General features: G+C 73.6%; 14 protein-coding genes. 6 read left to right on the top strand and 8 right to left on the bottom strand.

Annotated features, from left to right (window positions below; all coding sequences use genetic code 11):
• Window positions 1-83: 83 nt before the first annotated feature.
• The 4 genes from QOZ89_RS20650 (at window position 84) to QOZ89_RS20635 (ending at window position 4,122) form a co-directional block, all read left to right on the top strand.
• Entirely contained in the window at window positions 84-1,244 is a 1,161-nt protein-coding gene (locus QOZ89_RS20650) for an ABC transporter ATP-binding protein (protein WP_312624628.1), read from the top strand.
• Window positions 1,241-2,071 (top strand): ABC transporter permease, encoded by an 831-nt coding sequence (locus tag QOZ89_RS20645; protein ID WP_083419816.1) that lies wholly within the window; start codon window positions 1,241-1,243, stop codon window positions 2,069-2,071. The genes QOZ89_RS20650 and QOZ89_RS20645 overlap by 4 nt, the downstream gene beginning before the upstream one ends.
• Window positions 2,072-2,194: 123 nt before the next feature.
• Window positions 2,195-3,520: a sensor histidine kinase gene (locus QOZ89_RS20640; protein WP_312624622.1), complete on the top strand. Its 1,326-nt coding sequence runs from the start codon at window positions 2,195-2,197 to the stop codon at window positions 3,518-3,520.
• Window positions 3,517-4,122, top strand: a complete 606-nt coding sequence (locus QOZ89_RS20635; RefSeq protein WP_071053238.1) for a response regulator transcription factor — start codon at window positions 3,517-3,519, stop codon at window positions 4,120-4,122. Before QOZ89_RS20640 ends, QOZ89_RS20635 begins: the two co-directional genes overlap by 4 nt.
• A 247-nt stretch (window positions 4,123-4,369) precedes the next feature.
• Here QOZ89_RS20635 and QOZ89_RS20630 read toward each other — a convergent pair whose 3' ends face one another.
• The 6 genes from QOZ89_RS20630 to QOZ89_RS20605 form a co-directional block, all read right to left on the bottom strand.
• The gene (locus QOZ89_RS20630) at window positions 4,370-5,992 is read right to left on the bottom strand and encodes a class I adenylate-forming enzyme family protein (RefSeq protein ID WP_312624671.1); all 1,623 of its coding nucleotides are present in this window, start codon (window positions 5,990-5,992) and stop codon (window positions 4,370-4,372) included.
• Window positions 5,964-7,007: an LLM class flavin-dependent oxidoreductase gene (locus QOZ89_RS20625; protein WP_071053236.1), complete on the bottom strand. Its 1,044-nt coding sequence runs from the start codon at window positions 7,005-7,007 to the stop codon at window positions 5,964-5,966. The genes QOZ89_RS20630 and QOZ89_RS20625 overlap by 29 nt, the downstream gene beginning before the upstream one ends.
• Window positions 7,008-7,014: 7 nt before the next feature.
• Window positions 7,015-8,178: an acyl-CoA dehydrogenase family protein gene (locus tag QOZ89_RS20620; protein WP_071053235.1), complete on the bottom strand. Its 1,164-nt coding sequence runs from the start codon at window positions 8,176-8,178 to the stop codon at window positions 7,015-7,017.
• Window positions 8,175-9,452, bottom strand: a complete 1,278-nt coding sequence (locus QOZ89_RS20615; RefSeq protein ID WP_071053234.1) for an acyl-CoA dehydrogenase family protein — start codon at window positions 9,450-9,452, stop codon at window positions 8,175-8,177. Before QOZ89_RS20615 ends, QOZ89_RS20620 begins: the two co-directional genes overlap by 4 nt.
• Window positions 9,453-9,529: 77 nt before the next feature.
• On the bottom strand, window positions 9,530-10,273 hold the full coding sequence (locus QOZ89_RS20610; protein ID WP_071053233.1) for an SDR family NAD(P)-dependent oxidoreductase: 744 nt from the start codon (window positions 10,271-10,273) through the stop codon (window positions 9,530-9,532).
• 66 nt (window positions 10,274-10,339) lie between these two features.
• The gene (locus tag QOZ89_RS20605; protein ID WP_083419821.1) at window positions 10,340-11,134 is read right to left on the bottom strand and encodes an SDR family NAD(P)-dependent oxidoreductase; all 795 of its coding nucleotides are present in this window, start codon (window positions 11,132-11,134) and stop codon (window positions 10,340-10,342) included.
• Window positions 11,135-11,329: 195 nt separating this feature from the next.
• Here QOZ89_RS20605 and QOZ89_RS20600 point away from each other — a divergent pair, with 195 nt between their 5' ends.
• Window positions 11,330-12,076 (top strand): SDR family NAD(P)-dependent oxidoreductase, encoded by a 747-nt coding sequence (locus tag QOZ89_RS20600; RefSeq protein WP_071053232.1) that lies wholly within the window; start codon window positions 11,330-11,332, stop codon window positions 12,074-12,076.
• 4 nt (window positions 12,077-12,080) lie between these two features.
• A complete protein-coding gene (locus QOZ89_RS20595; protein WP_083419814.1) occupies window positions 12,081-13,034 on the top strand; it encodes an LLM class flavin-dependent oxidoreductase in 954 nt (317 codons plus the stop codon).
• Window positions 13,035-13,121: 87 nt separating this feature from the next.
• Here QOZ89_RS20595 and QOZ89_RS20590 read toward each other — a convergent pair whose 3' ends face one another.
• Together QOZ89_RS20590 and QOZ89_RS47435 are read right to left on the bottom strand one after the other, a co-directional pair.
• Complete coding sequence (locus QOZ89_RS20590; protein WP_071053231.1) at window positions 13,122-13,985, bottom strand: alpha/beta fold hydrolase; 864 nt, start codon at window positions 13,983-13,985, stop codon at window positions 13,122-13,124.
• Between the two features lie 33 nt (window positions 13,986-14,018).
• Entirely contained in the window at window positions 14,019-14,189 is a 171-nt protein-coding gene (locus QOZ89_RS47435) for an SDR family oxidoreductase (RefSeq protein ID WP_397428815.1), read from the bottom strand.
• Window positions 14,190-14,344: the final 155 nt, after the last annotated feature.

Raw genomic sequence — 14,344 nt, 5'->3', positions numbered from 1 at the left:
GCTGACATATGTCATGGGTGAACTCGGGTGCGGCTCATTGAATCTGGTGACGACGTCACCACTCGTGATGCCGATGTTGCCGGATGCTGAATGTCGTGGACGAAGACACCAGTGTCATCACCGTCACGGATCTCTGGCGCCGCTATGGCCCGGTGGGAAGGCGCGGCTACGACGCGGTCCGGGGGGTGGCGTTCTCGGTGCGTCGAGGCGAGCTGTTCGCGCTGCTCGGGACCAACGGCGCCGGCAAGACCTCCACCCTCGAGGTGCTCGAGGGTCTGGCCAGGCCGAGCGCCGGCACCGTCAGGGTGCTCGGGTGTGACCCGTTCCGAGACCGGCGCCTGGTACGCCCCAGAATCGGGATCATGCTCCAGGCCGGGGCGTTTCCCGCCGATCTGACGGTCAGGGAGGCGGCCTGGGCGTGGGCCGGCACACTGACGTCGCCGCGCCCGGTCGCCGAGGCGCTCGAACTCGCCGGTGTGCATGACCGGGCGACGGTCCGTATCCGGCAGCTGTCCGGCGGTGAGCGGCGCCGGCTCGACCTCGCCATGGCCGTCCTCGGCCGACCGGAGGTGCTGTTCCTCGACGAGCCGACAACCGGTCTGGACCCGGAGAGTCGCCGTGCGACCTGGGACGGGATCGGGAACCTGCTCGCGGCGGGAACCACCGTGGTGCTCACCACCCATTACCTCGAGGAGGCCGAAGTGCTGGCGAACCATTTGGCGATCATGCATCGGGGCCGGGTCGTGCGGACCGGCACGCCGGCTGAGGTGGTCGCGTCGCAACCCGCCCGCATCTCGTTCGAACTGGACGCCGAGCTCCCCGTCGAGCTGCCGGAACTGCCCGGAACGCAGCTGCACCTGGCCGAGGCGAGGCTCGGCCGTCGGAAAGGCAAGGGCAAGGGCGGTGGCGACGGCGACGGCGACGGCGGTGGCGACGGCGACGGTGGCGGTGGCGGTGGCGGTGGCGGTGGTGGGGGCGACGGCGGCGGGGGCGGCTGCGCGGTCCTGCTGACCACCGCGGACCTCCAGCAGACGCTCGCGGTGCTGCTCGCCTGGGGGAACCGGCATGGGATTCGCCTGCACAACCTTGACGCCCGGTCCGCGTCGCTGGAAGAGGCCTTTCTCGCCGTGGCCCAGTCCGAGCAGACCCTCGCCGGCGAGTTCCGACGGCCAGGCCGAGCGGTGCGGCCAGCCCAGCCGGCACGGGCGATGCGCGCGCGGCGATCGGACAGGATGTCGGCGTGAGCGGCGAAACCGGGCTGGCGCGCCTGCTGCCAGGAATGGTCGGCGCCGGTGCGGCGCGTCGGATCAGGTCGCTGGGGCGGGCCGAGGCAGTGCTGCTCCGGCGTAACGTCGTGGCGCTGCTCATCGCTCTCGGAACCCCGGTGAGCCTGCTACCGCTGGCCATGTCGGCCTCGGACCCGGACCGCCGGTTCGCCGGGCTCGGCGCGGCCGCGATCACCGCTCTGACGGCGATCGTGCTCCTGGCTGCCGTGTACTACAACCTCGTCACCACGCTGGTTGCTCGGCGTGAGGACCTGGTGCTCAAGCGGCTGCGGGCAGGTGAGGCCAGTGACCTCGAAATCCTGGCCGGGACGGCGGCGCCGGCCGTCGCGGTGGCTTGGGCGCAGATCGTGGTGGCCGCCGTGGCCACGGCGGCGCTGTTCGACCTGGCCGCGCCGGTGAACCCGCTGCTCGTGGTGGCCGCCGTCGGACTCGGCACGGTCGTGTTCGTGCTGCTGGCCGCGCTCAGCACGGCGGTGACCCCCAGTGTCGAGTTGGCACAGGTGACGACCATGCCGGTGCTGCTGGTGCCGCTGGTTCTGTGCGGGCTGTTCATCCCACTCGACGACCTGGCCGCGCCGTGGGAGTCCGTCGCCCGGGCGCTGCCACTCACCCCGGTGGTCGACCTGATGCGACTTGGCCTGACCGGAACCACCACCGACGGGCGCGTCGTCGACTTCGCCGGCTCGTTCGGCGCGGCGGCGGTGCCGACCCTGGTACTGGTGGCGTGGACGGGCGCGGCTGGCTGGGCGGCGCGGCGGTGGTTCCGGTGGGAACCGCGCCGGTGACCGACCGCCGGGCCGGGACGCGGGAAGATCGCGCTCGACCGTCCGAGGCGTGGTGGCCGTGACAGTGTGGACTCCATGACCCGGTGGTGGCGGTGGTGGCGCGCGCGGAGCAGCGCCGAGCGCATGGACGCCATGGTCCGGTGGCCGCTCTATCTGTTCTCCGCCGCCGAGCCAGGACTGGCGCTGCTCGCGGTCAACTCCCGGGCGGGGGCCTGGGGACCGCTGGCCGCCGGTTTCCTGGTGGTGTCCGCGCTGCATGCCGTGGCCTGTGTCGTGCTGCTGCGCGCCGGGTTCACGGCCTACCTGGGCGGACCGCGGCCGCCGGCTCGGCTGGTTGCCGGGGCCGCCGCGGGCGCCATCGCGGTGGTCGCGGTGGGCGCCGCCGTCCCCGGGTTCGCCGCCGATACCGGCGACGGCGTCCCGGTCACGCTCACCGTGGCGCTGATCGCCGGTGGCGCGCTGACCGGGGCGGTCGCGCCGCTGCTGCGGACACCGGCGCTGCTCGGCTGCGTGTCGCTGGGCGCCGTCGTCGCCGGGGGGCTGGTCTCGGTCGTGGGGGCCGGAACGACGGGGCCCGGGAACGCGTCGGGCACGACGGCGTTCGAGGCGGCCGCGTTTTATGGGTACCCGGTCGTGTTCGTGGCGCTCACCTACCGGGTCTCGACCTGGATGCTCGGTGTGGTGTGGGAGATCGACCGGTCGCGGGCGGTCCACGCCAGCCTGGCCGTGGCGGAGGAACGGCTGCGGTTCGCCCGAGACCTGCATGACGTCCTCGGTCATAACCTGTCGCTGATAGCGGTCCAGAGTGAACTCGCCGCGCGCCTGGCCACCCGCGGCGACGCCGGAGCGGCGAAACGGATGCTGGAGGTCCGTCAGGTGGCCCACGATTCGCTGCGCGAGATGCGCGCGGTGGTCGACGGTTACCGCCGGGCCGACCTCGGCGCGGAGCTCGCGGGCGCGCGGTCGCTGTTGCGTTCGGCTGGCGTGGCCTGCCGGGTCACCGGCGAGGTCAGCCGGGACGGCCGTGATCAGGCCCTGCCTGCCTCCGCGCAGGCCACGCTGGGATGGGTCGTCCGAGAGGCGACCACCAACGTGATCCATCACAGCGAGGCCACCACCTGCACCATCGACCTCGAGGTGCGCGGCGGCCCCGGTCGCGCGCGTACCGCGGTGCTGCGGATCACCAACGACGGCGTTGCGGCGGTCCCGGCGGGCACCACCAGACTGGGCGGCTCGGCCCCCGCCCCTGGGGCGGGCAGCGGCCTCGCCGGCCTCGATGAGCGGCTCGCCGGCTTGGGCGGCGTTCTCACCGCGGCCCGGGAGCCGGGTGGCGACTTCGTCCTGGAGGCGCGGCTCCCGGTCCCCGTCGACGCCGTGGAAGGCACGTCCCCGGTCGGGACGCCGCCGCCCGTGCCGGCCGGGGCTACCGTGGCGGAGGCAAGCCGGTGATCAAGGTGCTGCTCGCCGATGACGAGAACCTCATCCGCGGTGCGCTGGCAGTGCTGCTGTCCATGGAAGACGACATCACGGTGGTCGCGCAGGCGGCATCCGGGCCGGAGGCGCTGGCGACGGGACGGCTCCACCGCCCCGACGTCGCGCTGCTCGACCTCCAGATGCCTGGCCTGGATGGCATTGCTGTCGCCCAGGCGCTGCGTACCGACCTGCCCACATGCGCCAACGTGATCCTGACCAGCCACGGGCGGCCCGGCTATCTCAAGCGGGCGCTCGCCGCCGGAGCACGCGGCTTCCTGCCCAAGACCGTGTCCGCGCAGGTGCTCGCCGACGTGGTGCGGGCGGTGCACCGCGGCGGCCGCTACGTGGACCCGGAGCTGGCCGCCGAGGCCATCGCGGCCGGGGACAGCCCGCTGACGCCGCGCGAGACCGAGGTACTCGATCTGGCTGCCGGCGGCGCGCCGGTGGAGGAGATCGCGGCGCGGGTGTCGCTGTCGCGGGGCACGGTGCGCAACTACCTGTCCTCGGCTGTCGCCAAGCTGGGTGCCGTCAACCGGCACGAGGCCGTCCAGCTCGCTCGCATCCGCGGCTGGATCTGACCCGGAGCGGCCCGCCCCGACTGGGCGATTCTGATCAGCAGGTCGCGCAACGCGTTCGGGTAGAGCACGTTGGCGTCGTAGACCACCGTGAAGGTCATCGGTCAGCACAACCCCAGTTCCTGGGTCAGCTGGGTCAGTTCGTCGGCCGCAACAATCGCAACATCTGCAAGAGTGCTGGCGGCAGTCGTCGCTTGGCGCGCCACAAGGGCGTTGTCCAGCCGGGGGCCAGGCCAGGCCCGCGGCCTGGTCAGCCGGCCGGCCGCTGCTGGGCGAGCTCCGCGTCGAGTTCGTCCCGCAGGATGTTCTTGCGGATCTTCTGCGAGGCCGTCATCGGGAAGCTGGTCGTCTGGCGCCACACGACCGGCACCTTGAAGGGGGCGAGCACCTGGCGGGCGTGGGCCCGCAGCTCGTCCTCGGTCAGGGCGGCCCCGGGGGCGGGGCGGACGAACGCGGCGACCTGCTCACCCCACAGCGGGTCCGGGACGCCGACGACCGCGGCCTCGGCGATCTCCGGGTGGGTGAGTAGCGCTTCCTCGATCTCGCGAGGGTAGATGTTCTCGCCGCCCCGGATGATCATTTCCCGGAGGCGGCCGCGGTAGGTGAGCACGCCCCGGGCGTCCATTGACGCGAGATCGCCGGTGTGCAACCACCCGTCGGCGTCGAGCACCTCGATGTCCCCTTCGGGGCCGGCGAGGTAGCCCGTCATGGTCAGCGGGGAGCGGGTGCACAGCTCGCCAACCTCGTCGAACGCGGCGATGTCGCCCGAGTCATCGGCGGTTGCCGTGTCGATCCGGCGGATGCGGACCTCCCGCCGCGGCAGCGGCCGTCCGATGGTCGTGGCCTTGTCCTCGGCACTGTCGCGGGGTGAGGTCTGCGTGATCGAAACCGACTCGGACTGGCCGTAGCCGATGAGCACCGTCGCGTCGAGGCGAGCTTCCAGGTCCCGCACCAGCGCCGGCGGCAGTGAGGCGCCGCCGCCCATCATCGTGCGCAGGGCACTCAGGTCCGTGTTCGCGAAGTCCGGGTGGGCGACCAGTCGTTGCAGCACGGTCGGCACGAAGCCGGTGTGCGTCGCGCGGCTGCGCGCGAGCAGGCGCAGCAGCGCCCCGGGCTCGGCCGTCGGCGCGACGACGTAGGCGCCCCGCACGGCGAGCGCGCCGAGGACGGTCGACACGGAGCCGCCCACGTGGTGCAGCGGCAGCGCCGTGCACCAGACCTCCCCGTCGGTCGGATCGATCGCCAGCGCCGAGAACCGGGCGCTGTTGAGCGCGCCGAGGTGGTCCAGGAGCGCGCCCTTCGGCTGGCCGGTGGTGCCCGAGGTGAACTGGACGAGGAAGGGCGCTCGCGGCTGAACCGGTGGGGGAGCGGCACCGGTGTCGGTCGTGGCGAGGATCTTGGCGGCCCACGCCTCCAGGTCGACCACGGCCCGGATCGCCGGCAGGCTGTCGCGCAGCTGGTCCGCGCGGGTGAGCAGCGGTCTGCCGGCCGAGCCGGCGACCGTGAACAGCAGCGTCGTCCCGGCGGCGCGCAGCAGGTATTCACACTCGGCGTCGACGAGCGCCGGGTTCAGCGGCGTGAGGACGGTCCCAGCCAGCGCGCTGGCGTACTCGAGCACGACCCAGCCGACGCTGTTCGGCGCCCACACCGCGATCCGTGCTCCCGGCCGTGTCCGTGCCAGCAGCCACCGCGCGCCGCGGGCCGCGGCCTGGTGGAGGTCCATCCAGGTCAGCTGGCGAAGGTCGTGCCCGTCCTCCCAGAGGATGGCGGGCCGGGTGGGAGTCGCGCGAGCCTGTTCGGCCAGCAGGTCGCCGATGGAGCAGTCGAGCAGGTCGATGGCCGTGTCAGCGGTCCACAGCGCTCGTGACGTCATCGGCACGGGGCGCGCTCCTTCCGGTGACCGGTCCGGCGGCGAGGAGAGGGGCGAGCCGGGTGCAGATCGTCTGGACATGGCGGGCGACGGCGTCTTCGGGCTGGCCGCCGACGGATGCCCACAGGAAGACCGTCTCGACCGGGGCGTCGCCGACATGGTCGAAGATGCGCCCGGCGATGCCCTCCGGTGTGTCGCACCAGAAGTAGCCGAGGATCCGGGCGGAGCGGGTCCGCAACTTGTCCGGGTCGAGCGGCCTGGGCACCGGCTGGCCGGTGCCCTCGACCATGTGCCGGCGGTAGGAGTCCTGCTGGTAGGCGAGGTAGGGGGCGACGACCGGCCAGTCGGCTTCCGGGTCCTCACTGACCCAGGCCTGGATGCCGCCGGCCATCCGGCCGGCCGTCGGGTCGTGGCCGGCCTCGACGAGCCCGGCGCGGTAGTGCGGCCAGTTCGCCGCGTCCGCCGACAGCAGCGGCTCGCCGAGCAGGCCGGCGCGCCGCGCCCCCTGCGGGCCCTGGTAGCCCATCCAGATCGGCGGCCGTTCCTGGACCGGCCGGGGCGTCACCCCGCCCGGTCCCCACAGCCGGCGGATCTCGCGCGCCCGCTCGTCGGTCTGCGCGTAGCGGCGCTCCATGGAAGCCCCGAACAGGGCGTACTCCGGGACCCGGTAGCCGGCGCCGATGCCCAGGTCGAGCCGCCCGCCGGAGACCAGGTCGACCATCGCGGCCTGCTCGGCGATCTCGGCGGGATGGTGCAGCGGCGCGACGACGATGGCCGTGCCGATGCGCACCCGGGACGTCCGGGCGGCGACCGCCGCGGCGAACGTCAGGGGCGCGGCCAGGTAGTCGTCGTCGAACCGGTGGTGCTCGGTCAGCCAGACGGAGTGGGCGCCGAGGTGCTCGGCCTCCTGGCACATCTCCAGGGCGAAGGCGTACATCCGGGCCGGGTCGCGCCGCCACCGCGGCGGGTTGCGCAGGTCGAAGTAGAGGCCGACGTCGAGTCCTCCCGAGGCGTTCACCGGCGCCTCACATGCCCGCGCGGGCCAGCAGCCGCTCGTGGTAGACGGCCGGGCCGCCGAACAGCAGCTGGGAGGACTTCGCGCGGCGGAAGTACAGATGGGCGGGATGCTCCCAGGTGAAGCCGATGCCGCCGTGGACCTGGATGTTCTCCGCCGCGACGGCCATGAACGCCTCCGAGCAGACGACGTGCGCGACGGCGGCGGCCACCCCCGGGTCGGGCGCGCCGGCGGCGCCGTCGAGCGCGGCGGCGGCCTCCCGCGCGGCCGCGTCGGCGACCTGGATGCGGGTGAACATGTCGGCGCACTTGTGCTTGACGGCCTGGAAGGTGCCGATGGGCCGGCCGAACTGCACCCGGTCCTTGGCGTAGGCGGTGGCGGCGTCGAGACAGGCCCGCGCGCCGCCGACCTGCTCGGCGGCCAGCGCTGCGGTCGCCACGTCGAGGACGCGGCGCAGGACGCCGGCCGCGCCGCCGGGCTCGCCGACGACCGTCGCCGGGGTGCTCCAGAAGTCGAGCCGAGCCACCCGACGGGTGAGGTCGAGGGTGGGCAGCGAAGTCCTTGTAAGGCCAACCGCTGTGCCGTCGACGGCGCACAGGGTCGGGCCGGCCGGGCCGGCGGCGACGACGAGCACGACATCCGCGCCGGCGCCGTCGACGACGAGCGGCGCCGAGCCGTCGAGCGTGACGCCGCACTGCCCCGGCTCCGCCGCCACGGCGAGGCCGCCCCGCGCGTCGGCTCCGTCGAGGTCCCAGCCGCCGTCGCGGCCGGGTGCTGCCAGCGCGGCGAGGGTGGTGCCGGCCGCGATGCCGGGCAGCAGCCGCCTGGCGGCGTCGGCATCGCCCGCGGCGGCCAGTGCCGTCCCGGCGAGCACGACCGACGAGAAGAACGGCGCGGGCAACAGCACCCGGCCCAGCTCGCCGAGCACGACGGACAGCGCCGTCATGCCGGCGCCGTCGCCGCCGTGCTCGGCTGGCAACGCGAGCGCCTGCAGACCCAGCTGTTCGGCCATCTGCGCCCAGACCTTCTCGTCGTAGCCGCGGTCGGAGGCCGCGGCGGCGCGCACGGCCGCCTCATCGGCCTTGGCCGTGAGGAAGTCCCGGGTCGCCGCGCGCAGCTCCTCGAGCTCCGCCTCCCCGATCCGCCCGTCCGCGACGTCGAGGTCGCCGGTCATGATTCGCCCCTTCCCGAGCGGCGCAGCTCCCGGAACGGCGACTTCGTGTCGATGCCCGGTTCCTTCGGCAGGCCGAGCACCCGCTCCGCGAGGATGTTCTTCATGATCTCTTCGGTGCCGCCGAGGATGCGCAGCGCCGGGGTGGCCAGCAGCAGCTCGGCCCACGCGAACGTCCCCCACTCGCCGGTGTCCGCCACGAGGCGCGGGCCGACGACCTCGGCCGCGAAGTGGGCGCCGCGGGTGAGGTTGCGGGCGTACATGAGCTTGGAGACGCTCGCCTCCGGGCCTGGCTGCTCGCCGGCCCTGGCCCGGCGCAGCGACTGGTGGTTGAGGTAATCGGTGGCGGCGACCTCGGCGTAGAGGCCGGCGAGCTCGCGGCGCGCGGCGGCGTCGTCGAGCCGCCCGTTCGCGCGCAGCAGCTCGGCGAGGAACGGAAGGGACACGGCGCGGCCGGCGGGGCCGGCGGCGCCCTCGCCCCCGACGCTGGCCCGCTCGTTCATCAGCGTGGTCAGCGCGACGGCCCAGCCGCCGTCGACGTCACCGAGCCGGTGGTCGTCCGGCACGCGGACGTCGGTCAGGAACACCTCGTTGAAGTCGGCGCCACCGCTCATCTGGCGCAGCGGGCGGATCTCGACGCCGGGCGCCGCCATGTCGACGAGGAACGCGGTGATGCCTCTGTGCTTGGGCTTGTCGGGGTCGGTGCGACACAGCGCCAGGCCGACGGCGGCGTGCTGGGCGACCGACGTCCAGACCTTCTGGCCGCTCAGGACCCACTCGTCGCCGTCGCGGACCGCGCTCGTCCGCACGCTCGCGAGGTCGGAGCCCGCGCCCGGCTCGCTGAACAGCTGGCAGGCGATGATGTCGCCGGCGTACATCGCGGGCAGGTAGCGGCGCCGGATGTGCTCCTGGGCGTGCGTGAGGATCGTCGGCCCGATCATCCCGAGGCCGATCAGGGAGAGCACCGACGTGTCGGGCACGTCGTACTCGGCCTCCAGGGCGTCGTACGCCAGGTCGTGCACGGAGGTCAGGCCGCGGCCGCCGAACTCGGCGGGGCCGGTGATCCAGCCGAAGCCGTTGTCGTGGCGGACCTTCTGCCAGGCCTTCGCCTCGGCGACCCTGGCCGCGTCGACGTCCGGTGGGTCGGCGCTGAAGTAGGCGACCTGGTCGTCGCCGACGCCCCACTGGACGGCCTGGCCGCCGCCGGTACGCCGGGTCGCGTGGGTGTCGAGGAAGGCACGCGCCTCCTCGACGAACGAGTCTGTGTCGCTCGGCATCCGCGGGTCTCCTCGGAACGCGTGGGAACAGGTGGCGCGGGCATGGGCGCCCGTTCGGCGGATCGGGTGCGGGCAGGTCAGGCGCCCATGCTGAGACCTCCGTCGACGGTCACCACCGAGCCGGTGACGTAGCTGGCGCGCTCGTCGAGCAGGAACGCGACGGCGTGGGCGAGCTCCGCCGGGTCGCCGCGGCGGCCCATCGGGATCAGGCCGCGGATGGCCTCCTGCGACGAAGGCGCCATCGCGTGGGTCATGTCGGTCTCGAAGACGCCGGGGACGACGAGGTTGACGGTGATTCCCTTGCGCGCGACGGCGCGGGCCAGCGACCGGGTCAGCCCCGCCAGTCCCGCCTTCGCCGCCCCGTAGCCGACCTGCGCCGGGTGGCCCATCGGGGCTGTGACCGAGCCGACGTTGACGATCCGGCCGAACCGCTGTCGCTCCATCGGCTCCAGCGCCGCCTGCGCCAGGTACCACGGCCCGGACAGGTTGACCCGCAGCGCCAGGTCCCACTCGTCGGCGGTCAGCTGGGCGGCCTTGTTCTCCACCAGGACGCCGGCGTTGTTGACCAGGTGGTCGAGGCGGCCGTGGGTGGCGACCACCTCGGCGACGAGCGCACGGGCGAACCCGCGGTCGCCGACGTCGCCCGGGTGCAGGCTCACCGAGCCGCCCGTGTCCGCCAGCCGATCCCGCAGCGCCCGCGCCCTGTCATGGTCGCCGGCGTACACGGCCGCCACGTGCGCCCCGCCCGCCAGCAGCAGCTCGGTGACCGCGGCCCCGAGGCCGCGGGTACCGCCGGTGACGATCGCGACCCGTCCCTTCACGCTGCCTCCCTCGTCGTTGCCGTGCACGGCTGTCGTAGGCCGGGCTCCCCGGCCGGCTCGCCGAGGTCAGGCCCGCATGTAGGCGCCGCTGGCCACGTTGACCGACTCGCCGGTGACGCAGCGGGCGCGGTCGCTGGCGAGGAAGGCGATGGTCTCGGCGATGTCGTCCACTGTCGGCATCCACGGCAGCGGCCCACGGTTGCCCGGGTCCTCGAGGATCTCCGGATGCTGGTCGATGAACCGGGTGCCGCGGACCACCCCCATCGCCACCGTCACGGCCCGGATCCCGAAGGGCCCGCCCTCGTGGGCCACCGACCGGGTCAGCACGTTCAGGCCGCCCTTGGTGATCGCGTATGGGCTCTCCAAGCCGTTGCCGCCCACGTCGGGGGCGTAGGAGGAGACGTTGACGACGACCCCGCGCTGGTGGTCGCGCATCGCCGGCAGCAGCCGCCGGCACAGGTACCACGGCCCGCTGAGGTTGATCTCGAGAGCTCGGTCCCAGTCGGCCGGGTCGTAGTCGAAGTGCCCGCCCATCCGGTTGAAGGCCGCGTTGTTCACCAGTACGTCGACCGTGCCGTGGTCGGCGAGCACGGCCTCGACGACCGTGTCGATCGCGGCACGATTGCCGACGTCGAGCGGGTGGCCGACGACGGTGGCGTGGCGGTGTTCCTGCGCCAGCCGCGCGGCGACGGCCTCGGTGCGCCGCGCGTGCGCGTCGGTGACGACCACGGTCGCGCCCGCGGCGGCGAACCGCCGCGCGGTCGCCTCGCCGATGCCGCCGCCCGCCGCCGCGGTGACCAGCACGACCCGGCCGGCGAACTCCTTCGGGTCGACGACCGGCGGGAGCTGGGGCTCAGGCACCAACGGTGACCTCCTCCGTCCATGCGCGGCTCGGGCCGATGCGAGCCGGTGCGATCCGACCGCGGTCCTCTTCGCTCGCTAACAGGTAAATTAACATACTAATTCGAATTCGTTGGAAGTCTGGCCGCCTGGCTGGCCCGCCCGCGCTGAGCGGGGGGGCCAGCCAGGCGGTGGCGAGACGAGAGGGGAACGACGATGGGTCGAACGGCGGCGGTGACCGGCGCGGCGCGCGGGATCGGCACGGCTATCGCGGACGGTCTCGCGGCGGCGGGCCACGACGTGGCGGTGCTCGACCTCGACGCCGACGCGGCCGGGAAGGTGGCGGCCGGGCTCGCCGAGCGCCACGGCGTCCGGGCGGTCGGCGTGGGCGTCGACATCACCGACGCGGCGGGCGTCAGCGCCGCCGTCGCACGGGTGACGGGGGCTCTCGGCCCCGTCGAGGTCCTCGTCAACAACGCCGGCGTCGATGTGATCAAGCCGTTCCTCGAGTCCACCGAGGAAGAGTGGGCCCGCATCGTCTCGGTGAACCTGCTCGGCACGATCCGGGTGACCCGGGCCGTGCTCGACGCGATGGTGGAACGCGGCTGGGGTCGCGTCGTGATGATCGCCTCGGACGCAGGCCGGGTCGGCTCGTCGGGCGAGGTCGTCTACAGCGGCTCCAAGGGCGGAGTGATCGCCTTCGGCAAGGCCCTGGCCCGCGAGGTCGCCCGGCACGGCGTGACGGTGAACAGCGTCTGCCCCGGGCCGACGGACACCGCGCTGCTCGACCAGGTCGCCGCCGTCAGCCAGAAGCTCTATGACGGCCTGGCGAAGGCGGTCCCGATGCGCCGGATCGCCACCCCCGAGGACATCGCGCCAGCCGTCGTCTTCCTCGCGTCGGACGGCGCCGGCTACACGACCGGCCAGACTCTGTCCGTCAGCGGCGGCCTGACGATGGCCTGACCCGGTGGCCACGTCGACCAGGCCGGCCGCAGCCGGCGCGGCACCGGGCGGCCTTCGCGTGGGCCTGCGGGTCCCGCGCGGCCTGTTCGCCGCTGGCCGCCTGCGGGCGGCCGTGGACAGTGCCGAGGCCGCCGGCCTGGACCTGCTCGCCGTGGGGGACCACGTGACCTTCCACGGCGGGCAGGGCGGGGACGGCCTCGTCCAGGCCGCCGCCCTGGCCGTGCTCGCCCGCCGGGCGCGGGTGGCGGTGTCGGTCTACCAGCTGGCGCTGCGCCATCCCGTCGCCGTAGCCCGCCAGGTCGTCGACGTCGCCGCCCTTGCCCCTGGCGGCCTCACCCTCGGCGTGGGGGTGGGCGGCGAGGACCGACGGGAGGTGGAGGCGCTCGGTGTCGACCCGGCCACCCGGGGCCGCCGGCTCGACGAGGCGCTGACGGTGCTGCGTCGGCTCCTCACCGGCGAGCCGGTCAACCACGACGGCCGGTTCTTCACGCTGTCCGGAGTGGCTGTCCGCCCCGCGCCGGTTCGACCTGTGCCGATCATCGTCGGCGGACGGTCGGACGCGGCGCTGCGCCGGGCCGCGCTGCACGGCGACGGCTGGCTCGGAGTCTGGGTCTCGGCCGCCCGGTTCGCCGAGGCAGTACGGCAGGTCGAGGCGATCGCCGCCGACGCGGGGCGGGCGACGCCCGCCTGGCGCCACGGGCTACAGGTCTGGTGCGGGTTCGGCGACGACCCGCGACGCGCCGCGGCGACGCTGGCCGCCGAGATGGAGGGGCTGTACGCCCTGCCCTTCGAACGGTTCGCCCGTTGGTGCCCGGCCGGGCAGCCCGAGGACGTCGCGGAGTTCCTCGCGCCCTATGCGGCCGCCGGCGCGCGCGACGTGTGCCTGATCGCCGTCGCCGACGACCCGCTGGAGGCGGTCGCCGGCGCCGCGGCCGTCCGCGAGCTGCTCGCCGGGTAGCATCCCGCTTCGCCGGGGCGCCTACGACTGAGGGTGGGTCGCGGCCCACGTAGCCCGATCGATGGCGTGGACGCCGTGGTCACAGCCCTAGCGGCCGAGGAAGCCCAAGCGGCCGAGGAAGTCGGTCACAAGCTGAGCCACCCGCTCGGGCTGCTGCTCCATCAGGGGGATGGTGCCGTCCTCAATGACCGTGACGTCGACCGAGCGGGCGTTGACGAGATTCGCCTGCAGCTTGGCGACAGCAGGGAGCGCGAAGGGGTCCGCCTCGGCCCCGATCAGCAGGACCGGCGCCGTGACGAGGGGGATCCGGTCTTCCATGAGGTAGCGGGCACAGGCACGGTGCCCCTCCATGGGGTCGACCCCTGGGGCCAGGGCATCGCGGATGAAACGGTCGAGCAGGTCCGGCCGGCCGGCGGGATAGTAGGGCCGTCGCAACGACCAGAGTTCCAGGAGGTGAGCGCCGTCTTCCGCCACCGTGGCCGCGTCGACCCCCGGCCCGTCGGCGTGGGACGCGCGGTAGTCCGCGTTCGTCCACGGGCTGGAGGACAGCACCAGCGCATCGACCCGCCCCGGTGCGCTCGCCGCCATCTCGACCGCTACGACCGCCCCCGTATGGTGCCCGATCAGGACGGCAGAAGCGATGCCGAGGGCGTCGAGCAGGGCAAACGCTCCCTGCGCCAGCTGCTCAATAGTCTGCGGCCGCGGCAGGGGAGCACTCATTCCGAACCCCAGCATGTCCATCGCGATCACTCTGTGGCCGGTCGCCAGGAGCGGCTGTACCTCCCGGAACTCGTCGTGTGAGCGCGGTGTCTGATGGAGCAGGAGCATCGTGGCCCCTGTGCCCTGTTCGGCGTAGTGGAGTTGACCGAACCGGGTGTCGGCATACGCGCGCCGTAGCCCCGAGGATCGAGGTGAGTCGGCGGGGGGGACGGCGGAAGCCGTGATGGTCATCGCATGCTCCTGTTCGCGGTTCGGAGGGCTGGGTCAATGGGCCGTGTAGCCGCCGTCTACGTGGATGGCGGCGCCCGTCGTCCAGGCGGACTCCGCCGCCAGCAGGAAGAGCGCCGCGTGCGCGATGTCACCCGGGGTTCCCCATTGGCCGAGCGGAACCCGCCTGGTGAACCTCTCGTCCGCGGCGGCACGACGGAATGGGATGGAGCCGTTCGCGACCGAACGTAGGTCGCCGCTCGGAACGGGTCGCCTCAGCCGGACCGCTGAACGAAACCTGAGACGGGTGACTCGGCTGGGCGGCGGAGAGTCGGCCTCGGTTCCGTCAGGCGAACCAGTGATCTTGTCCTCGCTCCGCGCTC

It is taken from the genome of Pseudofrankia coriaricola (assembly GCF_032027725.1).
Taxonomy (GTDB): Bacteria; Actinomycetota; Actinomycetes; order Frankiales; family Frankiaceae; genus Pseudofrankia.
Note: the sequence above shows the minus strand (reverse complement) of the source record. Positions and strands in the feature narration are given on the sequence as shown.

Excerpts from the sequence above, each read along its gene's own strand:
- QOZ89_RS20650 (WP_312624628.1), top strand. The coding sequence starts at position 84 with ATGCTGAATGTCGTGGACGAAGACACCAGTGTCATCACCGTCACGGAT.
- QOZ89_RS20640 (WP_312624622.1), top strand. The coding sequence starts at position 2,195 with ATGGACGCCATGGTCCGGTGGCCGCTCTATCTGTTCTCCGCCGCCGAG.
- QOZ89_RS20620 (WP_071053235.1), bottom strand. The coding sequence starts at position 8,178 with ATGACCGGCGACCTCGACGTCGCGGACGGGCGGATCGGGGAGGCGGAG.
- QOZ89_RS20600 (WP_071053232.1), top strand. The coding sequence starts at position 11,330 with ATGGGTCGAACGGCGGCGGTGACCGGCGCGGCGCGCGGGATCGGCACG.
- QOZ89_RS20615 (WP_071053234.1), bottom strand. The coding sequence starts at position 9,452 with ATGCCGAGCGACACAGACTCGTTCGTCGAGGAGGCGCGTGCCTTCCTC.
- QOZ89_RS20630 (WP_312624671.1), bottom strand. The coding sequence starts at position 5,992 with ATGACGTCACGAGCGCTGTGGACCGCTGACACGGCCATCGACCTGCTC.
- QOZ89_RS20590 (WP_071053231.1), bottom strand. The coding sequence starts at position 13,985 with ATGACCATCACGGCTTCCGCCGTCCCCCCCGCCGACTCACCTCGATCC.